Here is a 22,055-nt window from a genome sequence, read left to right on the forward strand (position 1 = left end):
ATTTTGTGAAAAATTTGTGAAGCCTTGATTTTACGGGCTTCACAGGGATTTTTCACTTGCTTTCGCACTCTATTTTCTTGATTTGACCACATTTTTACCACAAATCTTTGGAAAAATATATTCGTCTAATTTTCTTAGCACATTTTACGACAACGGCTTATGGTTTATACCACAGCAGGTACAGTTTTCGGCAGATTTATTTTAGACATCTCATTCTCCACGTGAGACTTCTTTGCAATATGATTGTAGACATTCATTGTGATCTGTGCATCTGAATGTTCTTCGCTCCGCTACGGTCGGTGCTAAACGGATGTCCCCCGGACATCCAGCACCCCATCACATACTGCATAACTTTGGGATTGACATTATTCTCACCCAGTCTGGTACATCCCGTATGACGAAGGGTATGCGATGAAATAGGAGGCATCAGCTCTGGCTCTCGCTTCTCTTCTTCTGCCAGTTTGCTTTCTTTCTTAATTATAGGCATTAACAATGTTTTTCAGAAAACTGTTCACTCCCGCCGGCATAATCGGACGTCCATGCTTTGTATTGAAAATGAATCCACTACGTCCACCGATCTCCACATTACTCTGCAAACCAAGCATCAGGTTCAGCTCTCTCTGTTTACGGAACGCATCATATACCATCTGTGTCATAGGAATGTCCCTGATTTCTGCATCTATTTTGGTTTCTGAATCATGGAAACAATATCCTTCTTCACCTTCATAATATACAAGCTGTCCACCTACATGGATCTCCCGATCACACGGTTTTCAGTGCTTTTTTCATGTTTTTCTATTAAATTTTCCTCAGACACCTATATAAGTGAAACTTAGCGAAACTTAAATCATGCCCAATATGGAATATACATATTTGTTTGTTCTTGATTTTTTAATCTGATCATCTATGCAATCTATTTCCATGACGTATAAATTAATTGCCTTTTATCAAATGCTTCCTCTCCGCCTTCCATAATATCTACAATTTGCTTATGTGTAGATTTCAGGTCAATATTCCCTTGCGATATATCAATCGTTGTATCTTGATACTCAACCACAAAAATTCTTTCAGCATCACCCAGAACTGGAATGTTAGCATTGTGTGTAGCAAAAATAAATTGTATATCTTGTTTCTTTTTCGCAATTGCTGTAATTACTTCATCGTAAATAATTTTATTATCCAAATCATCTTCTGGCTGATCTATAAGAATAATATCATTATCAGACTGCATGAGTATAAACAATATAAGAGCTGACGCACGCTGCCCTATTGAATGGTGTCGTAATAATTTGTCATGATAATATATTTCAACATTATTGGAAACCTGATTCTTCAGAAGATCCGCATACTGATCTTGCAATTTTTTATCAAGCTTTGTATATTCTGAGGATGAAATAATTTCCTTGATTTTCATACCATCACATAATATCCAGTCTTCTATAAGCTCCACATAATCTCTAAACGTGTCACATAAGTATTGATATTTTATTTCAGAAATACCTGACCCCCTAAAATCAGTCTTCATCTGTGATTTAAAATTATCTCTGTCACCTTTAAAATCAATAGTGATTTTTAATTCATTTTGTGATTCATTAATTTTCTGAATTTCAAGTTTATATGCATTGAATTGTTCTAATAATATATCATTTCTTTCACGCATTGCTTTCTTGAATGCACTTTCTATTTGTTTTTTGGATTTAGCTCGTTCATTTAGTTGCTTTAAATTCTCTTTATATTTTTCCAGCTCTTCTGTCATTTTGACAAATCCATCAATATCTAACGTATCATCTTTGATTTCTCTTTTTATTTCAGCAAATTCATCAGATAATCCATCTATTTTTTTCGATAACATTTCCACTACATCTGCAAATTCTAACGAATTACTTTCTATCTGCGTGACGGCCTCTCCAATTTTTAAAATTTCATTTCCAATTGCACTTAAAATATCACTTGCCTTCTTTATAATATCAGAATTATAAACACTTTCCACGCCCTGCAAGCCTAAAGTCACATCTTTATTATTATCATAACACTTTTTTAATTCTCGTACTGCTGAATCAATTCGTCCTTTTACAGAATCCAACTTTGCTTTATCTGTTGTATATCCAGTTTGTTTTTTTAATTTTTCTGCAACGCCTTTTTCCTTGTAAATAGACATTTTATGCTCAACTTCAGATTCTTTAATTTTGCATTCCTCAATCTGCTCTGGAATTTTATTCGCATCTAATAATTGAGAAACCGATGTTGTCAACTCCTTCACACAAGATGTTATTTCTGCACTTTTCCCTATTTTTCCACCAACCAATTTCTCAAGAAGACCATTTTCATGATCAGCACTATTTGATAGATCTTTTTGCCCAAAATATTGAATTCCATCAAACAAGCTTGACGGTTGTATATTTAAGTCAAGTCCATTTTCATCTATAACATTACTCTGTTCTCCGTATATGCGACTAACAATATAATGTTTGCCATGTTTATCAACAACAGATAATGTTGCTTTTCCTCCAGAGCCAAAAATATTTTTTATCAGTGATTCTTTATATTCTTTATCTGTTTGCAACGGTAAATCAAATATATAACGAATTGCTTCAAGCACAGACGACTTTCCACTTCCGCGAATTCCAATTAACGAATTAAGCTCTGATGAAAATCTAATAGTCTGACCATCAAATTTTCCGCCTTGAAAACTTATAGATTCAATATACCCATGTCTTCTTTCCGGTAATGATTCAGCAACTCTACTTTTATAGTCCTGTAATGCAAATTTAATCGCCGCATATGAATATTCTCCGATTTTTAAATATGTTTGTTTATCGCCTTTTCCAATATCTTTCAATGATTTAGGATCCGATCCCTCTATAAGAGCTGGAATATATCCAAAACAACGATTAAATTTATTTATATTATCCCTTGTCCTCGATTTTTGTATTCCTAAAACTCGTTTTCTAAACGGAGCAAGTCCTGAGAGCGATTCTAAAAGACCGCCTCCACATTCGTTAAACAAACCACTGCCTTGATCAACATGGGCAAATATTACAAAATAATCTTTTCCATACTCTTCCAGTTTTTCCAATGTGCTTTTTAAATCATAACAACATTTTGTATTTCTATTTTCAGGATTAGATATTGTTGCAAATGCGGCTGTTAAAAATGTTTGAATGTGATTATTACCATTTTCTAACCATTCATCAGGATTAAAAACTATAAGAGTATGTATACCATTAGCTCCCTCTTTAACAGTCAATTCCACACCAGGTAATATAAATATTTTTTCTTTGCTTGCTGCCCTTTTTAAGGCTTTATATTCATCTTTGTCAAATTTATTATGATTGGTAATAACTCCAACAGAAATATTAGCTTGTTTCAATGCCGAAATATATGATTTCACAAAATCATTTGGTTCACCACTATATGAAAATTCTTTATCTTTTTGTGTATGCAGATGAAAATCTGCCCTTAAAAATTCAAGCCCTGATTCAAACATTTTATCCCTCCTTATATTACTCTACCCCTAACGCCTTAAACACTGCATCTTCCGCACTCTGATACGGAATCAGCTGAAATGCACTCATCAGATCAGCTGGAACACTTGCAAAATCAACAAACGATGTACTTGGAATCAGCACCTTCTTTGCGCCGCTATCCAGACACACCTGAAGTGTATTGGCAAGTTCATCCACCTTTATCATTGTGCCACTAATTGTTATATCTCCCAACACTGCCAAGTTGCTGACAACAGGCTTTCCAAGAGCAATCGAACAAAGTGCAATCAATGTTGGAAGTGCCAATTTGTCTGTCATACCGATACCCTGCAAATCCTGATAATTGATGATGTAATCCTTGGTCGAGGTGCTGATAGAGCCACTGATCCGATTGCCGTTGGCTTTCAGATAATTAAATGCCGTGTTCACCGCTTCCTTGCATTTAGAATCACTGCCTAAGCCAGTCCGTTCAATTTTGCCATTGCCTGGAAGCATCTGACTTTCCAAACGGAATACACCAATCATGCCACTTTTTCCTCTGGATACGGTATAAACCTGTCCCGGATTACACATTCCATCCGGTATCAGCTTACCACCACCCTGTTCTGGTACGGAAACATAATGTTCTGACATATCTTCTAGATCTATATAAGAGAAGTTCACATCATAAAACTCCATACCACCCAGCTTCTTCAATTGCTCCTTGACACGGCGACGCATTTCCAATGCAATCTGAATAATTTCTTCCAGTTCTTCTTTGGTAAACTCACCATTTGGGTACATCAACTTCAGATAACCGTCTATCATACGACGAACCGCAATTGTATCACGCTGATTCAGATTTCTCCCCAGACGGAAGTAGTGATCAAGTGCATCTCCATACTGCTCCTTGCGAAGCTCTCGGATGAACTCTGCCAAATAGTCACTGATAAAACCATAATCATTAGTAAAATGCTCCGGTCTGAACTTCGGTATCTCCCATCCTGGAAGATAACAGTGCATACGATCAAGAAATGCTGTATCTGTTCCCATTTCCTGCGGGAAAGGTGCAAACAGACTGGATGTTTTCAACAGCACGTCCACACTTTGATTGATATTTCCCACAAATACCATGGACGCAGTAGCAGCTTTTTCTTCTTTGCCACGGGCAAAAGAGCCGGATGCCATGTAATCCTTCATAATCTGAATGCCATCTTTATCTTTAAACTTGATACCAGCCACTTCATCAAAGGCTACACAGTCCCATAAGCCGACCAGTCCGACCGTTTTGCGTCCCATATTGTAAAACAGGTTTGCAACCGTCGTCTGTCCACCGGAGATTAAAATACTGTTCGGTGAAATCTCTTTGTAAAGATGAGATTTACCGGTACTTCTCGGTCCCAACTCACAAAGATTAAAGTTATTTTCAACTAATGGAATCATACGGGTCAAAAGTAACCATTTCTCACGGTATGTAAATTCATCTGGCTCCATGCCGATAGAACGAAGAAGGATATCCAACCATTCATCTTTCGTAAAAGCTTTTCGTCCCTGCTTCAGTTCATCAATATCAATGTGCGGCATCTGGATCGGTGTCAGCTTACGGATACTGATTGGTGAAATATCTTTCTGCTTTTTCTGTTTGGAACGAAGTGGATTTCCATCAATGTCCTCAATACCAAAATTATTGTCGCCTTCAACCTCATAATCCAGCTGAATAATACACCAGATACCGCCACAGAGCAGGCGATCAAATTTTTCCGGATATTCGTCGGCAATTGGTACATTACCGACGCCCAAATTAGAAAACTCTGCAAAAAAGCAATCCTTTTTCATATCCAGTCGAACAGTCACCATATCAATAATCGTGTGGCTGCCTTTTTTACGCAACTGAGACAGAATCTTCTGTGATTCATCCGGGCGTACAAAGTTGTCAGCAAGAATACGCTTCACGTTCTGTACACCTTTCTCTATAACAGTCTCATCATCTGAACTGCAATACTGTCCCAACAAGAACTCAAGAACATACACTGGGACATTCGCCCCTTCTTTAATTTTCTTTGTCAGGTCTTTCCGAACAATCTTACCGTCAAAGTTCTGACGGAGCTTGTTCTTTATTTCTTCACGGGTACTTTCACCCTCTGCGAATTGCTCCATCTTTCTCTCCTCCTGCGGTATTAACTAAAAAAATCAAACTCGTCCACCGCAAAGGCGATGTCAATCTGGAATGGCTCCCTCTGTGGCAGCTGTAATCCCTGTTCATCTGCAATTACCAGATAATAAGTAGCGGTATTGCTGTATTTTAAAGATTTTAGATTAAACTGACAACGGAAAGTTCTTTCTGCACCGTTATCGCTGGTCTTATCTGCAATAATCTTCTGAATATCACTAATCTGCTTGCCGTCCTCATCTGTAAAGTAAACCTGATAGGTTACAGCTTCACGGTTTGTACTGACCGCATCTTTTTGATAGAAGTTCAATGAAAAAATCATATTGCTGATCTTACGGTTTGCGGACAGTAAATTAACCGTTACCGGCTTAGTATCATATTTCTGCTTATTTCGCCTATATTCCATAGAATCATTGCGGAGATAATGATACTCAATCACCGGAACAACCATTTCCTGTAAACTGATACCACCATGCACAAAATTCATACCGCCGCCATTCATTTTGATACGAATACTTTCTCTCGGTGCAAATCCATCAAATTCCGTATTTCCGCCCAGGAATTTTACAGGCATCAAGTAATCTGGTTGCACACCTTTCTGCATAATTGCATATCTTCTGCCATATTCTACACACCGCTTGATGCTTTCTTTTTTTGTAATGTCAGGGTTTGTTACATCCACATCAAAAAAACCTCTTTTATCTACTTTGTCCTCTTCCTTCAAAGGACTGTATGTATAAAGAAATCCATGATCTGCTGTAATTAGAATATTTGTTCCGCCAAATTCATTTACGATAATACGCACAAGATTCTTCAATTCTGAAATCGCCTTGTCACAGGCAGCAAAAACAGCAGTATCCGAAGTGTGGCTGGCTTCATCTATGGTATCGTGGTAAATATAGACCACATCCATCCCTTTCACCAAAGCACTTCTTTCCGCTCGTTTCATAGCAATGATGTCATTATACTTTAAAGCCACGCTTGCCGACTCTTCTGTTTTCAGAACCTTGTCCCTATAAGTACTTGCCGTAGACTGTCCATCTGCCAAAACCGTCAAAATATCGTTCCGAACCTCTACTGTCAGTTCTTTGTGCGGCAACAAAGCTGCCATACCAAACTTTGTAGTAGAAGGAAAGATGCTCTGCATACTGCTGATAGAAACCTTACTTTGCGTTTCTCGCTGAAGCTGATCTGCCATCGTAGCCGCCACTTCATAACGCATGGCATCTGAGATAATTACAAATACTTTCGTATCCGAGGTTTGGATACGGGAACGGTAAAAATCCTCCTGTTGCGGTACTTCCAGAACTTTACCGTAAGTTGCCAGTTCATCCGCACATACATCCGACCAGTTGTTGCCCAACTCACCTAAGAACCAGTGCGTATAAAGTCCTTCCACCTTATCGACAACATGCTTGAACAAATCATCCAGCAGAATATTGGAAGTCTCCAAACTCTTTTGAAAACTAAGATGGAACAAACGGTAATAAGTGTCCATCTGATAGTAGCTCTCAGTATATTCTTTCCAGATACTTTTCGCTTCTGCGGTATGGAATCCGGCAGAATGTTCCTTAAAGAAACTTTGCATATTCGCCACTTGTAAGATACCGTCATAAAAATTTTCAAATGGCTCATACCATACACAAGTTCTACGTTTTTCAACGGTATTCGTAATGGTATCCACATCAATAATATGGTCACTAATCTCTGTCATTAGCTTTGTCAGAATTACTTCGTTAATACACGGAAAGCACTCTGTTCCTACCAAATCTTCTACTGTCAGCTTTTCAAAACGCTGATACAGACGAGCTTCATCCTCAACATAACGTGCCACATCATATAATTGCGGAATGTTGTCACTATGAAGCCATTCAGAAATAAAATCATAGCAATATGCCTGATGTGGCATGGAAATAAAACCGTCCAGTCCGGCAAGATATTCCTGCCGCATGGTACGGGTCGCCGCGGTTAAAAGTAGATGAATTGCCAATCGCCCAAGGGCTGGTTCCTCCTCCACAAATCCGCATCCCTGACGAACCATCGCCCAAAATGCTGCGTCTGCATGATATTTTACAAAATCCTGATAAACCGTATTATTATTCAAATCCAGTCCCGCCTGGAACACACTACGGAGAATCATATTAGGCTGTGCATCTTTCAATCCACAGATTGCCGCCATGACAGCCATGTGTAACTGTGCCGGTGTTTCCGGAACTTTATTCTGCGTGCTAACTTTCAAACGACGGTCTTTCGCATTAAAATAAGCACGATAGTTTTTAACCTGTTTCCTCATTGCCGGATTTGATATAAGTCCCATCTCATCCATCCAGATAGAAATCAGATCCGCCCGAAACTCTTCGCTGTAAAGCTCCACATCCAGAAGCCAGTTATCATCAGGGCGGTTATAGACACACGGACTGTAAACCAGATAATTTGTGCTCAAATCATCTACTGAAAGCAGTTTTTTTACAGAAAACGCATTATTTCCAGTCAGTGCAATCACCTTTGCATTTTCTAAAACCACTTCATCCAATTTATCCTCAAATTCCTTATCTTCATCGTACCAGAAAATGATACGACGCTGATAAAACTCAGGAAGAGGTGCAGCAAACCTGCGATTTAAATCTTGTATTATTTTGTCTGTATCCATGCTGTCCTCCTACCTTATAATTTTCCAATTTGCTTTTCGTTTTGTTCCGCCCTGTACCAATCTACCTTTTTCCTGTAAAGAAGCGAACATTCGAGAAACCGTTCTTTTCGATATACCCATTTTTTCCGCATAATATGCCTGTGTTGCAAACGGATTCTTCTCTATAATCTGCAACAATTTTTCTATCTGCGTCTGTTCCTTATTAAGCGGCACTTCAGCGCCATTAGTACCATCATCAGCGCCACATTTACCGCCATTAGCGCCATTTTTAGTGTCATTGGCGTTAATTATGGCGTTATTGGTATCAACCTGACCTCGATAAATATTGATACGCAAATCCACTTCGCCACCAATAAACTCCGGCTCCCGAAGTCCGGCAGCTTTCACTTTATCAATAATTCTCGGAATACCGCTTCCCCAATGCTCGATCAGATTCATGTAAGCAAACGCATGGGCAAGGGCTTCATTTCTGATTTTGGAATAACCTTCTTTCATACGCTCCATCGTTTGTCCCATTGGCAGCTTCCCAGGAGAAGTGATTTCCAATCGGTTGTCATATACCGCTACCTGTATCGTACCATGATCCAGATAACTACGATGTACCATAGCATTGATAATCAACTCACGAATGGCATCCGGTGGAATCTCATAAACATCCTGGCGATAAATTCCCACAATAGTAGCACCCAGATGAATATTTCTTAAGACAAACTGAAATGCTTCGTCTATCTGTTCCCAAAGCGGTCCGGTATATTCTCTACGATCAACAAATACCGCTTTCGTTGTACCTTTGAACACACCACATTGCGTTGCAACATGAAGGCCTCCGTTGCCTGTCAAAATTGCAAACGCATTGGATGGAAAATCTTTTCCATCACGCTCGATTAAAATTCCCCAGGAACGCAACTGCTGTCTGCCTACATCTTTAATCGATGCTTTCTGTTCCTCTGTCCGAGCATTTCTGACAGCCTGCTCTTTCATAGCTTTGCAAAGGGTATCAATATCTTCATCTGTAACATTTAACCCAGTACATAAAGCCTGATCATAGTAGCGGTTACTGCCCTCAAACAACAACTCCTTTACCATATACTCATCGGCAAGGCGGGTAGTTCCGGCAACACGGACATATACACCGCCATCTCTACCAAGGGCTTTGATATAATACGGGCGCTGTCTGCCCTCAAAAACCTCTACCACAATGACAGTCTTACCATCAACCGTCTGTAAAGTGATATCTGGGATAATTGCCGGTTCACAGCTGTCTGATACGGCATTGGCAATGGCATCCATTTTCTTGAACACATCTTCCTTGTCAAAGCCAACAACCTCTCTGGTTTTATCGGCAATTCCGAAAATGATTTTTCCGCCGGTTCCATTGGCAAAGGCAACCACAGATTTCATATATTTGAGGCTTTTCTCCGGCAGGTTCTCTTTGAACTCCACATCCTTCGATTCTCCTGCAAGAATTTCTTCTATGGTCATTGTAACACCTCGCTCTCAATTTGCTACGCAGTACATAGCTTTTAGAATATTATATTACCCTTATTCCTTTTCCCTTTGCTATCCTTATAAGCCTTTGATACTCTAATGAATTTTTGTCTACTGAATTTCCGCAAATAATCACAGCAGGATTTATGAATGGAATACAGTCACCTTTTTTTTCGCCATCTGTATTCACTTTTTCTCTCTCATAAATCAATCTCCATTCTTCCTCAAAGCTATAGCTTAGTTTTTCCTTCGTAGTACATGTCAGCTGATACTTCGGTTCAGTTTCATCATTGAATTCAAGTAAATCCTTATGATTTAGACAAATATCCTTATATTTATCTCTATTGTCTACATACCTTACCGGCATAATACTCATTCCTTTAGTATGTTTAATTGTTTCCAAAACATCAAAGAAACTATAAACCAAACAAATACCACTGAAATTATTCGCATATTGCGCCCACATCTTACTATTGTTATATCTTTCCGTAAAACAAGCGATCATCCACATATTTCGCATTTCATTTATTTTTTCTGCAAATCTCGGATTTTCTATAATATCGTCAATATTGATAAACTCTTTGACTACTTTTTCTGCGTTTAAAATCGGATGATTTTTTTTGATGATATATTCACTAATCTCTTCAAAATCAAATACAGGAGTGCAATCACTTTTATCATCATACGACGACGGCCATCTCATAAAAATAGTTTCATTTTCCAAACTATTAAGCTCATCTGAATTTAAAGATCTATATCTATAAAGAGGTTTGAAAACTCCTCCCACATCGGGGATACGCTTATATAATTCCATTATCGCATCCACACATGCTTCTGTATCTTTATGTATATACTTTTCTGCGTTAGCCTTTATCCGCAATTCTAATTGTTTACGAGTCATTTCACTCTCTCCTTACTTTATTTTAGCCAAAACATCCTGGAAAATTGCATAATTCTTCTTCACGCCATCGTCCAGATTAATGGAAATCATCTGATCGGCAAGGTGATGAATCTTTTCCTCATAGGTTCTGATTTCAGTATCCTGTGCCTGCAAAGTAGCTAATTTCTTTTTTAACTTCACACGCTCGCCGGTGGAAGTATTTGCAATACGCTGTTCCAGATCGGCAATGGCAGTGCGATAACGAGCCTGCTGTTCATGGACGTAATCGGTACGAATACGAGCAATGGTGTCCGGCTGATAACGGTGCATATAAATCAAAGCCTTAAAGCTATTATTTTTACCAGCGTCAAATAACCAATAAATTGGTCTTTTTCCTACCGTTCCCGAATATGTAGCGCAATGTTCCTTATAAAAGTCATTCACAAAATAATTTCTAATTATTTCTCGTGGACTTCCTTTCCCCCCTAATGCCTTTGCAATAAACGTCAAATTATCATCAAGTGAATCGGCACCATAAACAATTTTTATAAATTCGACAAACCGTCCAACTATATCATCTTTAAAATATTCATCATCGCAAATTGGAATAATATTATCTTTATCAACAGAAAATGAAACATATTCATTAACATTGAGAGGAGCACCTGCATTGACGATTCCCTTTTTATCCAATGAATACCGTCCAAACATACATCCAACAGAATATGATATAAGAGAAACTATTTCATCTCTTTTTGTTCTTACATAATAACTTCCATCCATTGATACTGGTATATCTTCTTTTGTGTCAAAAATTCGATGAACAGATATGCTTTTCTCTGGCACCTCACATGATACCTCATTTTCAAGCCCGTACTCTTTCAAAATCACAACATTTATATGTTCTTCATTATCTTTCATCTTTAAGAAACGATTTTCACACTCTGTTTTCCATGTTAAATAGCATTTTTCAAGCGAATGTAATTCTTTTCTTTTGACTAATGGATGCTGTTCAAAATCCCATGATATTTCATAAGAATCCCAATCTTCCTTTGACAGTGCAATATTGTTTTCACATGATGATCTAAGGAATACTGCCATTTTTTCAAAATTGATTGCCGGCACAGCTTCTACATTAGCTAATTTCAATCCAACAGTAGGATTCAATAAATCCATATATACTTGCGAAATACATGAATTAAGAAGTGCAAGTGATACATATAAATCATCATCATTCTTAAAGTATAAGCTTGGTGCTGCTGTACTTGATGTTTTATTATTAGTTATTCTAAATGATGAACCGCCCATTGTTGTAGCTGACCAATTCAATGCTTTCTTAAAATAAAATTCAGGTTCGCTTCTTCTAACAGACACATTAACTTTCTCTTGACGATTCCATAAATCATATATATTTATTACATACTCATAATTTCCGTAATGTCGCCTGTATGCTCCCCCCTTGTTAATAGGCACCCACTTGTATGCTGTACGATCTTCAAAATTGTTTGCATCAAAGGTTATTTCCACTATAGGAATTTCAAACCACATTTTCAAAAAATAATCGTCATCCCCAGATACAATGCCAGCTTTTGCATCACATAAAGAACCTATTGTTTTATTTCTAAATGTTTTCAGAAAATTATCAGATATCCAAAATGCTATTGGATCTCCTGGAATAATTTTGTAATCATCCTGTTTGAATGTACAATAGCCCTTCCTGTCCAAAAATTGGTGTTCACGTATTTCAGCCGTTTCAACTTCGCCAATCGCATCAAATAATTTACAATATGATCCTTTATAAGATTCAATTTTTCGTTTTTCCAAAACAAAAGCTGTTGTACCAAAGTCTGATCCAAAAATCCCCCTTCCTGGATATACCATATTGATAATGGTATTTTCACTCACAATACTTTTTCTTAATTTTTCATAACTCGCCAAAAACATCCACGTTGGAAATATAATCAATGCACTATAACCTTGTTTATTACAAAAAGCGAGGTTTCTTTCCATAAAAGCCATTGCCATATCATTTTTACTCGCTTTAAAATTTTTCAACAAATATGGTTTTTGATGTTCCGTAGGTGCCATATACGGCGGATTCGTAACAACTGCATCATACTTCTGAGCCAGAGCTTCTGCCCCTTGTACCAACGGCAATAATTCTCTGAGTGTCGTATCACGGGACATATTTATATCTTCCGTAACCTCTGCAAAACGGTCATACAGCGCAGACCAATCCTGCTGTGTTACCGTCAGAATAGAACCATATTCCCTTGCATCATGCAGTTCCTTGATGATGGTGTCCATCGCTGTCATGAGCTTCGCATCGCCATTACAAAAATAATCTACCGCAAATTTATCTACATGATTACTCTCTACAATAGCATACACATGGGGCTGAATGCCACGGCTGAAGAATCGGCGGTCATACTGACGGGCTTTCATCATTACTGCAAAATAAGCCAGCTGTGCCGCACGGTCATCAATATCCAGACCGTAAAGATTATTCTCTACAATACATTCCACCGCTTCACGGGTGGTATATCCGTAGGATTCATAAATCTTCATCAGCACATCAAACATATACGCAAGGATATGACCAGAACCGGAGCATGGGTCAATGACTTTCAGCTGGTCCGGTGTCAGTGCGGCATATTCCTTACGGATTTCAGCCAGCTGTGCCTGTACTTCCGGCTCCTGCTCGGCTTCTTCCAGATAGTAGTGCCATTTGGCATCTTCTGGGTCACGGTTTCCGGCAGCATAAGCAGACTGTTCTTCCTCTGTCGGAAGAAGCTGCTCTGATGCCTCCGGGTGTCCCTCCAGCCACAAACGACCAAGGCTGTTTTCTACCATGTAGCGAACAATCCAGTCCGGTGTGAAAAGCTGGGTTGCTGCAGGGATGTTTTCTTTTGTGATTTTCACATTCTTTTTCAGTGCTGCGAAAACGTCATCCTTTTTCTCACTGTTATAATACTGATACAACCAGCCGATGATCTGGACAGCATCTTTCCAGTCATCCTCCGGTATCAGCTCGATCATCTGCTGAATGACACTGCCTTCACGGAGCAGATTGTCCGGCAGAAGAAGCTCGGTGTAATCTGCTATCTTTTGGAACATTCCCGGCAGAACCTTATTCAGGGCGTTGCACTGCACAATCAACAGATATTTATACAGTTCTTCGGTCTTTTCCGCATCTTTCAGCTCATAGACTTTTTCCATATTGAGTCCATCCAAATCCAGATGAATGGCTTCGGTTATAATCTGCGGCCTAAAATTGTTTTCCTCGTCCGTGAATACACGCACATGGGAAGGAAGATAGCCGTTGACTTCCATAAATCGCAGAGCAGAGAAGCGATTGAACCAAGTGTAAGCAACCTCCTCCATGACCTGCTTATAGCTTTTATCGTTAATCTCGGCAATCAAAGCCTGACGTTGTTTCTTTTCATCAGCAGTGAGGACTTTGCCGCCAACGCTGTCCGCATTGGCGGCCTCGATATTATCCTCTGTGATACCGTATTCCACGCCTTTCAGGGAAACACGGGCGATCAGCTCTGTTCTTGCCCAGACAGCAAATTTTTTAATCGCATTCTTATCCATACTCGTCTCTCCTCGTTAGTTCAGCTTGATCTCATCGCAATTTTTCAAGAGTTGCTTCAGCTGAGAACGAATCTTCTCTACATAATCATCAATGTCTTCATCCGTTTGTAAGGTCTTTGCCTGGAATACAACCTGTCGGTTATAAGCATGGACAACCTTTTTCTTTGCCGGAGCAGTTTCTTTTCCTGGCTGTGTCGGCTGTACCTGCGGCTTCGGTGCAGGCGGAGCCAGAACTGACTCGATATTGCTGATAGTATCATCCTTGTACTGGCACATCGGCAAGAACATAGCATCCAGAAGGGCAAGGCTCTTTAATTCTGCAATTTTTTCCTTGCACTGGCTGAAATACCGATCCGATTTTTCAATCAGATGGGATGCCTTGGAATCGCCGTTTGCGGCAGTATGGGTCGCTTCCATACACTGACGAACCGTTTCCAGAACCTCAGCACGTTTTTCTCCCAGCATCTTGTCATGGGCGGTGCGAACCGTATCCATCAACGGATTCAGTTCACGAATCCGGTTATAGTTGAACTTGCTTCCGGTCTGAACCATCGTAATCAATCGAATAGTATTCAGTGCCTTATGTGCTTCCTCATTTTCTGCAATCCGGTCAAGATCGTCGTGCAGAGATTTTTCAAACTGCACTGCCTGGTCGAATACTGTTACCTGAGTCTTAAAGAAGTTTTCAATGCCGTTGTTCATGGCTTCCTTGTTATCGAATAGAGCATCCTCTTTTTTCAGTACACGCTCAATTAGGGCAATATTGTCTTTCTTCTGAGAAAGTACATCATCCATCAGATGAATAGCTTCCTGCACCAATGCACGATCTGGGTATTTATGTCCATCATAACGGGCATCCAGAGAAGCATAGTAATCACGCTGTTCACCGAATTTTTCAGTCACAAAGCGAATCAGACCATCTTCATCGTCCGGTACATCCATAACATCGAAATAATCCCGGAGCATTGATTTCACATCACGCATCATCGTTACGGAAATGGTTTTACGCTTACTGATAGAAGTCTTACCGATTTCACTCTTTTTGCGGAGCATATCCGGTAATTTCGGGTCATCCGGCTGAATGGTATTGCCTGCGTACTTGATGGTTACTTTCTGGGAATAAATCAGCTGTGCCGCAACCGCAGCAATGTCGATTTCTTTCCAGCCATACGGAATCGCACTGTATTTGCTTTGCACATCTGCCATAGAAGTCGGCAGCTTTTTCGCATCCTGCATTTCCAGATATTCTTCCATAGCAGAAGCAGCATCACGGTTCGGTTCCATGCCCGGAAGTGCCGTTACCGCACCTGTCAGAATCGCAATAATATCTACATCACTGCCTGCATTATCTGTAATCAGGTCGAGCTTGCTATATACATGGGCAACCAGATATTCAAGCGACTGGTCAATCTTGCTCTTAGCATTTCCAGCTCTGATTTCCAGATGCTCACCGTCTACATAGAACTGCGCCCCTTCAATAGCATTTTGCAATTCGCTCATGGCACTCAGCTCATATTTTCCGGCTTCGTCCTGCTGGTCACTTATGATTTTCTGCACAGTTTTTGGAAGCTGGCTTACATTTCTCTGCTTTACATACTTGCGAATTTTCATAGCAGATTCCAGAGATTCATAGTAAGGTGTGTCAGCCAGGACCACGATTGCTTCGTTGCCTTTGGATTCTGCCATCAGACGATAATCCGTTTTTTCAATAGCATCGGTAGCAACAGTCAGGAAACGTAGACGCATACCGCCTGTTGCCACACCGACAGTAATACCATCTACCATTTGGTCGAAGGCAAAGTCATATTTTCCATAACGGAACTTCTTAGTTGTGAAAATATCACCGTAAATCATCTGAGCAATACGCTCTACGATAGAAGCAGTATCCACATTAGTATCTCTTATTTCACGCTGAATATCCTGTTCTTCGTCAGTCAGGAAGTTATAAGTGTCACCAATTCTGCCGATATAGTTCTGGCTCATCAGACGATCAAGGCATCCTCGGACAGCTTCACGCATGATAATCTTATCCACACGAATATCGTCTGCCATAAGAATTACGATATTATCCAAATTGGAAGGAATATCATCAATATATCGAATCAAGTACAAAAGTTTCAGTACATCTACATCCTGCTGTTCAATGCCGTCCCCGTTGTCAGCAGCTTTCTGGCAACGCTCAATTACACGACGAATCGAACCATCCAGGAAAGTATGTACAGTATCATAAAAACGAAAGAACGGAACAAGTGCATATTCATCCTTCTCCTGAATTTTCTGTGCAGCTTCCTGGAAACCGGACAGCATAGAACGCTCACCACCAGACAGGTGCTTACCGGAATTTCCATGTTTCCGGATTTCCGCAAATACCTTCTGCATGATGATGAACTGATACGGCACGAACGGGAAGTTCTCTGTAAATTCCCTCGGACCGGAATAGCCTTTAATATCCAGAATAGAGCCATTGAAGCTGAACAGGTTACGCAAAACAGAATCATTCTGCTCATAAACGGTTTCCAAATCCGTTGTTGCTTCCGGTTTCTTTTTCAGAATACGCTTCTGGATGACTTCATCCACGGAGGAAGAAGATAAACTCAGTCTTGTCTTGAAACGTGCCTGGATACGGGAGAACTCATCAGCACGAACTTTGATGATTTCATCAATCGCTTCCTGTCCAGTGCAGACCACCCAAATCTTACCTTCACACTCACTTCCGATTTTCTCGGTCAGAGACTGGAGGTTCAAAAGCATATCGGTATCCGTACCAACATACTGACCAACCTCATCAATCATAAACAGCAGACGGAAGTTGGCTGGCTTAGTATCCACATAGGCTTTCATATCTTCCACAAGCTGAGCAATAGATATTTCTGTTGCAGTTTTATCATTGAACCATGCCTTGGCATCGTCCTCACTCATATCCAGAACTTCCATTAAAGTCGGAATAATAAACTTTCCATTGAATGCAAAGGCACGGCGCATTTCCATCCAGGACTTGCCTTTCTTTTCTTCAAAAACTCTGCGGAACTCCTCCGTTTTTCCCTGCTGGTCGATATAACGCTCCATCATGGCAACTTTCAGATTTTCTCCGTAAAATCCCAGATGGTTGTAGAACATTTTGGCAAATACACGAAGAACCGCAGTCTTATCTTTATTGCTGAATCCCTCAATATCAATATTGAACAGAATTGTCTCGGTCTGTCCCTTTGTGGCACGATCAATCAGCATAAAGGTTGCCGGGTCGTCCTCAAACTTTTTACGGAAACGCTCCACACTGCGAATACCTTTTACCTCTTTATTTTCCAAAAGGTACGAAAGCATTTTCAGGAAGTGAGATTTACCACTTCCAAAGAAACCGGAAATCCAAACACCCATATCGGCTGTCGGCTGGTCAAAAGCATCACCGTAATAATTGAAGAACGTAATGAAATGTTTCTTCAATTCTCTGGTAATGACATATTCATTTAACTCCTGCTCGATTACATCATCAGCAGCCTGATCTACTTTAATTACACCATTGATTTTGCGGTTAATGTCATCCGCAAACATATCTCGAATCATCATGGCTTTATCCCCCTTAATCTATGACATTGAATGCCCGGTAATAATCATTTGGTGTCAGACGATTGAACAGTTTTACATGACGACCATCAAACTCACCCGGATACATAACCAAAATCGGAACATCCGAAAAATACGGTTGCAAGGCTTCCAATAACGTATGGATTCTCATAAACGGGAACACCTCGCCCACACCTGTCAGCATCAGCACATCACCCGGTTCGTGTGGCTCATACTGGATTTTATCAATGAACTCTCCATTACCGATTGCGGAGTTAAGCTGCTCCAGAAGATAAGCACTTCCGTCAGCTTCTTCCATATCGGGAATCGCATCTGTAATGTCCATATCATCGCAGATAGAGAGAAATGTTTTATATAAATTACAAACGATCAAATGGCAATCTAAGGACTGATCAGTTTCCAGCTGATTCACAAAATGACGGACAACCATTTCATTCTCCGGTTCATAACAGAAGATTCTGATATTCACCTCATTGCTGAGTCCCTTGCCTTCCAGGAACTCCGGTTCCTGAATCAATGCCCGAACTTTATCCAAGCGTTCTTTTATGTCACTCATTGGCTACCTCCTAAGAAAAGCAATTAAACGCCGGCAGTATCGCCATATCACCATTGCTTCTGATGGCATTCTCCAAAACAGGATGCAGCCATACTGGATTCAAATGATCTGCCCCCCGGTTGTCGAGATATTCTGTTTCAACAAGCACTCTGGCAATAATCTGTTTTAACTTTGTTATTGTAGTATCGCTCCAGGAAGACACGGTATCATTCTGCTCCTGCAAACGCATAAAAAATGTATTCAAATCTATCTTACCAAAAGACGTGTCCCTTAATCTGTACTTCTCACCAATGACTGTCAGCATAAATTCCCAAACCAGTCGGCTCTGCTTCATCAAGGCATAAAGACAAATCTGTTTTGCTACATCCGTTGGCTGTGACGCAATCGCAACAACCAGCGAATCATCTTCCAGTGCATGAAGCCGTTTTATACAAGCTTTCGCCATGCGTGTAATAGATTTTTCCGTTGGATACTGAAAAAGATTCTGCTCTACAATTTCTTTAACAATTGCATCATCGGAATTTCCTTCTACCATTAGCTTTGCGGTAGAACGCATTTCGTAGAAAAGGAACGGCTCTCTGGTCAAAGACGCAATATAAGGATAAGAATGATCCATGTTCCCGTACCTCCTTACTGCTCCTCTTTTTTATCAGGAACAAATTCCATGATATCTCCTACATCACAATTCAAAGCAGAACATATCTTTGACAGAATCTCTGTACTTACATTTTCATCTTTTGATAATCGAGACATCGTTGTTGTACTAACTCCTGTCATTGCACGCAAATCTTTCTTCATCATTTCTTTATCAATTAACAATTTCCACAATTTCTTGTAACTAACTGCCATTTTTTCACCTCAATCTTATTTGCTTGAAATATCTGTTCACATGGTATTTATCATCATATCATAAAAATGCGTTTCAAACAATCTAATCTATCAAAAATCGTAATTCAATTCTGAAATATCGCATTTAAAATCACAAGAAACACATCTTAATAAGACAAGCTGAAAGTACAAGTGCCACTATATATCCGATTCCACAGAAAAATTTTATCTCGTTTATTTTCTCTGATTGCAATCTTATCCTTTTTTTCAATTTTTGCACTTCGTTCTCAGCTGTCTTTCTATTCTGTTCCGCCTGATACTTTAAACTTAACATCAGCGATAATAGACCTTTCGCTTTCAATGTCAGATTCTTATTCTTGAAATGATGATTACTCATTACCGTAAAATTCTTAGTTCTCTCTACACGAAAAATCTGTGCCATGCTCCTATCCTTCTTTCCAGTTCAAAAGGAAAAGACGCAAGCCATATCTTATGACTCACGTCTTACTTCGCTCACAATATTCTATTTTTATCAGTTACCTGCCAGATTAGTTACTGCCAATCCTTATACATAAATCAATTCTTTCAGGATAATCTCTTCTGCAATCGCTCTGTGCTGATTGGCAGCTCTTACCCATGCCATCTGATCTTTCTCCTTATCCGGCAGTGGTTCTTTTTCTTCCAACTGTTTCAGAATCACTTCTTCCCGTTCCCTGGCTGCCTTGTCCACTTCCAGAAGATGCTCTCCTATCGTATCCTGCAGAAGCATCACCTGATAGGTTGAATTTCGATGGTTTTTCAGATAATCTCTGCGAAGAAAACCATACTTGCCAAGTTGCTCCATCTGTTCACCGGATTTATAGGTGAGATTCGGGATTACTTCAAACTGTCTTACTTCACTTCCTCCAGTTCTGTTCCTTCTGGAAGAATATATCCGCAGTTATCACATACTCCGTCCTCTGCAAGTATCCCGTCTTTCACAAAGGCTTCAATGCCTCCCGGTTCATGACAGCGTGGACAATCTAATTCCTGTATCTTTTTCTGATTTCTTACATCCTGGCAATTGGCAAATTCAATTTTACCCATAGTGATTCCTCCATTTTCATTCCATATCAATTTGTCTTCGCAAAAAAGTTCCTACCATACGGGAAAAATTGCTGATATTACGAATATAGGCAAAGTCTTTTCCATAGATTCTCTTTTCCACGGAGAGCTCTTCTTCATTCCCTGCAAAAATACCAATCACGAAAATTCCCTGATTTCTGGCCCGACGCACCTCATATGCAGTATCTTTCACAGCTTTTTCTCCGTCATAGATCTTGGGCTGGCGAGTTCCTGGTCATTGTATGCTCATATCACAGGGTTTTCCATCACTTAATACGATTAAAATCTTATTTTTTTCCGGTCGCTCCATGAGAGAGGAACCGACTGTTTTCAGCGCAAGCCCATCTCTGTTATTGGCATATGCACGAAATTGAAAGATTCTTTCATTTGTTTCCCTTGGTTCTTCATAATTCCGAAATCTCTGAAGAGGCAAAAGCATATCTTCTCCAGCAGAAAAATGTAATTTTTTCATCAAATACATGCCAAGTTTCTTCTGATCAAAATATCGTGCAAAGGCACCCTGCTTCACTGCCTCATACAGAACCGTTTGTTTTGAATAAACATATTTTTCTGTATCCGGTTCAAATTCCGTATCATAATCACCACTGACTGTCCAAAAAAGATTTCTGATACGATTGCTGATCTCCAGATGATGTTCTTCCAGTTGTTCCGCCGGCCATCTGACATCCTCCATACAAGTTTACCCCCATATGTCTTTTCCGGTCCAGGAAGATGGGATTCTGGTAGAAACCACATCTTCTACGATCTCTTTTTCAAATACATCAAAACTTTTATTTATGATTCCCATCTGGATTGCATCAATTGGAGAAAGTCCGCTTCTTGTTGCTTTTACAGCAGAAACCAATCCTCTCAGGTCAAGAGATTTTGTTGAGATTTCTCCATGGTAAGCTTTGATCTGCAAATCCAGAAACAGTCCTGCAAAAGCTTTCAGTGCACTTTTTTCCCCATCTGGAAAATGTTGCCTTAATACAAAAAGAACACTATCCTCATCCATTTCAGGCATATCGATTACCATAAACCTTGAAACCAATGCTTCATTTAGCTCTCTGGTACCTGCGTAACCATAATTCATCGTGCCGATAAATCGTGTTGCCGGATGAAGTAAAATCCTGTTATATCCTGGAATATCGATTCTGCGCCGATGATCCAGTGTGGCATGCAGTACAGAAACCGCATCATTTTTTGCCATATTGATTTCGTCCAGGATTCCAAATCCTCCAAATTCCGCGCATTGGTAGATGGAGCCTTTCCGAAGGCGAACCTCATTATTTATAAAGGTGTCCGTTCCAATCAGATCGGCACTGTCTGTATTTACATGAAAAGAAATATCGTATTCCGGTCTTCCGAATATCCATGCCAATGTCTCACATAGTACATTTTTCCTGTAGCTTTTGCACCGGAAAGTAACAGATTATCTCCCTGAAGAAGCGCTGCTGTTGACATTTCCAGAATCTTTTTCCCATAAAATAGGATATCCGGTTTTTCTACTCGTTCCTTTACCTGATCCTCTACCTCATAACGCATGTGAAAATCTCTCAGTTCTCCAATCAGTTCCTGCGCTACCTTCTGGTCTTCTAAATATTTTTCTATTTCTGTCCAATGACTTCTCATGAAGATTTTCCCTTCTTTGCAATTGGTTATATCAAATCAGATAATATTTCTGTTTACTCAATCGTGAACCTCACATGACTAAAGTCACGTGCTTCCGGCCGCTT

The 22,055-nt window shown here is 39.8% G+C and carries 15 protein-coding genes and 2 pseudogenes; all 17 read right to left on the bottom strand.

What is annotated here, in order from left to right; translation table 11 throughout:
• Positions 1-473: 473 nt before the first annotated feature.
• The 17 genes and pseudogenes from DWW13_RS19510 to DWW13_RS15840 all read right to left on the bottom strand — a co-directional run bounded on the left by DWW13_RS19510 (position 474) and on the right by DWW13_RS15840 (position 21,951).
• Positions 474-656 (bottom strand): hypothetical protein, encoded by a 183-nt coding sequence (locus DWW13_RS19510; protein WP_226906425.1) that lies wholly within the window; start codon positions 654-656, stop codon positions 474-476.
• A 257-nt stretch (positions 657-913) separates the two neighbouring features.
• Complete coding sequence (locus tag DWW13_RS15770; protein WP_055218986.1) at positions 914-3,487, bottom strand: TrlF family AAA-like ATPase; 2,574 nt, start codon at positions 3,485-3,487, stop codon at positions 914-916.
• Positions 3,488-3,503: 16 nt separating this feature from the next.
• Entirely contained in the window at positions 3,504-5,621 is a 2,118-nt protein-coding gene (gene brxL, locus DWW13_RS15775) for a protease Lon-related BREX system protein BrxL (protein WP_117761885.1), read from the bottom strand.
• A gap of 20 nt (positions 5,622-5,641) precedes the next feature.
• Positions 5,642-8,284 (bottom strand): BREX-1 system phosphatase PglZ type A, encoded by a 2,643-nt coding sequence (gene pglZ, locus DWW13_RS15780; protein WP_117761886.1) that lies wholly within the window; start codon positions 8,282-8,284, stop codon positions 5,642-5,644.
• Positions 8,285-8,293: 9 nt separating this feature from the next.
• On the bottom strand, positions 8,294-9,766 hold the full coding sequence (locus tag DWW13_RS15785) for an RNA-binding domain-containing protein (protein WP_117761887.1): 1,473 nt from the start codon (positions 9,764-9,766) through the stop codon (positions 8,294-8,296).
• 49 nt (positions 9,767-9,815) lie between these two features.
• Complete coding sequence (locus DWW13_RS15790; RefSeq protein WP_117761888.1) at positions 9,816-10,673, bottom strand: DUF2971 domain-containing protein; 858 nt, start codon at positions 10,671-10,673, stop codon at positions 9,816-9,818.
• A 12-nt stretch (positions 10,674-10,685) separates the two neighbouring features.
• The gene (gene pglX / locus DWW13_RS15795; protein WP_117761889.1) at positions 10,686-14,249 is read right to left on the bottom strand and encodes a BREX-1 system adenine-specific DNA-methyltransferase PglX; all 3,564 of its coding nucleotides are present in this window, start codon (positions 14,247-14,249) and stop codon (positions 10,686-10,688) included.
• Between the two features lie 15 nt (positions 14,250-14,264).
• The gene (brxC, locus tag DWW13_RS15800; RefSeq protein WP_117761890.1) at positions 14,265-17,813 is read right to left on the bottom strand and encodes a BREX system P-loop protein BrxC; all 3,549 of its coding nucleotides are present in this window, start codon (positions 17,811-17,813) and stop codon (positions 14,265-14,267) included.
• Positions 17,814-17,826: 13 nt separating this feature from the next.
• A complete protein-coding gene (locus tag DWW13_RS15805) occupies positions 17,827-18,387 on the bottom strand; it encodes a DUF1788 domain-containing protein (protein ID WP_055219002.1) in 561 nt (186 codons plus the stop codon).
• Positions 18,388-18,397: 10 nt separating this feature from the next.
• On the bottom strand, positions 18,398-19,003 hold the full coding sequence (locus DWW13_RS15810; RefSeq protein ID WP_117761891.1) for a DUF1819 family protein: 606 nt from the start codon (positions 19,001-19,003) through the stop codon (positions 18,398-18,400).
• 14 nt (positions 19,004-19,017) lie between these two features.
• The gene (locus tag DWW13_RS15815) at positions 19,018-19,236 is read right to left on the bottom strand and encodes a helix-turn-helix domain-containing protein (RefSeq protein ID WP_002578407.1); all 219 of its coding nucleotides are present in this window, start codon (positions 19,234-19,236) and stop codon (positions 19,018-19,020) included.
• A 301-nt stretch (positions 19,237-19,537) separates the two neighbouring features.
• Positions 19,538-19,657: pseudogene (locus tag DWW13_RS15820) on the bottom strand (helix-turn-helix domain-containing protein); the annotation flags it as partial.
• 123 nt (positions 19,658-19,780) lie between these two features.
• Entirely contained in the window at positions 19,781-20,149 is a 369-nt protein-coding gene (locus DWW13_RS15825) for a TnpV protein (protein ID WP_117761892.1), read from the bottom strand.
• Positions 20,107-20,301 carry a hypothetical protein gene (locus tag DWW13_RS15830; RefSeq protein WP_117761893.1) on the bottom strand — a complete coding sequence of 65 codons (195 nt, stop codon included), beginning with the start codon at positions 20,299-20,301 and terminating at the stop codon, positions 20,107-20,109. The genes DWW13_RS15825 and DWW13_RS15830 overlap by 43 nt, the downstream gene beginning before the upstream one ends.
• A 16-nt stretch (positions 20,302-20,317) precedes the next feature.
• Positions 20,318-20,512, bottom strand: coding sequence for a hypothetical protein (locus tag DWW13_RS19515; protein WP_226906426.1), 195 nt, complete (start codon positions 20,510-20,512; stop codon positions 20,318-20,320).
• A gap of 42 nt (positions 20,513-20,554) precedes the next feature.
• Complete coding sequence (locus tag DWW13_RS19520; RefSeq protein WP_243026167.1) at positions 20,555-20,800, bottom strand: cobaltochelatase CobT-related protein; 246 nt, start codon at positions 20,798-20,800, stop codon at positions 20,555-20,557.
• A gap of 219 nt (positions 20,801-21,019) precedes the next feature.
• Positions 21,020-21,951, bottom strand: a pseudogene (locus DWW13_RS15840) (AAA family ATPase).
• Positions 21,952-22,055 lie beyond the last annotated feature (104 nt).

Source organism: Blautia sp. AF14-40 (genome assembly GCF_003479665.1).
Lineage (GTDB): Bacteria > Bacillota > Clostridia > Lachnospirales > Lachnospiraceae > Fusicatenibacter > Fusicatenibacter saccharivorans.

What these genes read in the sequence shown, in the direction of transcription:
- DWW13_RS19510 (WP_226906425.1), bottom strand. Translation starts at nt 656, where the DNA reads ATGACACAGATGGTATATGATGCGTTCCGTAAACAGAGAGAGCTGAAC.
- DWW13_RS15770 (WP_055218986.1), bottom strand. Translation starts at nt 3,487, where the DNA reads ATGTTTGAATCAGGGCTTGAATTTTTAAGGGCAGATTTTCATCTGCAT.
- brxL (WP_117761885.1), bottom strand. Translation starts at nt 5,621, where the DNA reads ATGGAGCAATTCGCAGAGGGTGAAAGTACCCGTGAAGAAATAAAGAAC.
- pglZ (WP_117761886.1), bottom strand. Translation starts at nt 8,284, where the DNA reads ATGGATACAGACAAAATAATACAAGATTTAAATCGCAGGTTTGCTGCA.
- DWW13_RS15785 (WP_117761887.1), bottom strand. Translation starts at nt 9,766, where the DNA reads ATGACCATAGAAGAAATTCTTGCAGGAGAATCGAAGGATGTGGAGTTC.
- DWW13_RS15790 (WP_117761888.1), bottom strand. Translation starts at nt 10,673, where the DNA reads ATGACTCGTAAACAATTAGAATTGCGGATAAAGGCTAACGCAGAAAAG.
- pglX (WP_117761889.1), bottom strand. Translation starts at nt 14,249, where the DNA reads ATGGATAAGAATGCGATTAAAAAATTTGCTGTCTGGGCAAGAACAGAG.
- brxC (WP_117761890.1), bottom strand. Translation starts at nt 17,813, where the DNA reads ATGATGATTCGAGATATGTTTGCGGATGACATTAACCGCAAAATCAAT.
- DWW13_RS15805 (WP_055219002.1), bottom strand. Translation starts at nt 18,387, where the DNA reads ATGAGTGACATAAAAGAACGCTTGGATAAAGTTCGGGCATTGATTCAG.
- DWW13_RS15810 (WP_117761891.1), bottom strand. Translation starts at nt 19,003, where the DNA reads ATGGATCATTCTTATCCTTATATTGCGTCTTTGACCAGAGAGCCGTTC.
- DWW13_RS15815 (WP_002578407.1), bottom strand. Translation starts at nt 19,236, where the DNA reads ATGGCAGTTAGTTACAAGAAATTGTGGAAATTGTTAATTGATAAAGAA.
- DWW13_RS15830 (WP_117761893.1), bottom strand. Translation starts at nt 20,301, where the DNA reads ATGGGTAAAATTGAATTTGCCAATTGCCAGGATGTAAGAAATCAGAAA.
- DWW13_RS19520 (WP_243026167.1), bottom strand. Translation starts at nt 20,800, where the DNA reads ATGTATTTGATGAAAAAATTACATTTTTCTGCTGGAGAAGATATGCTT.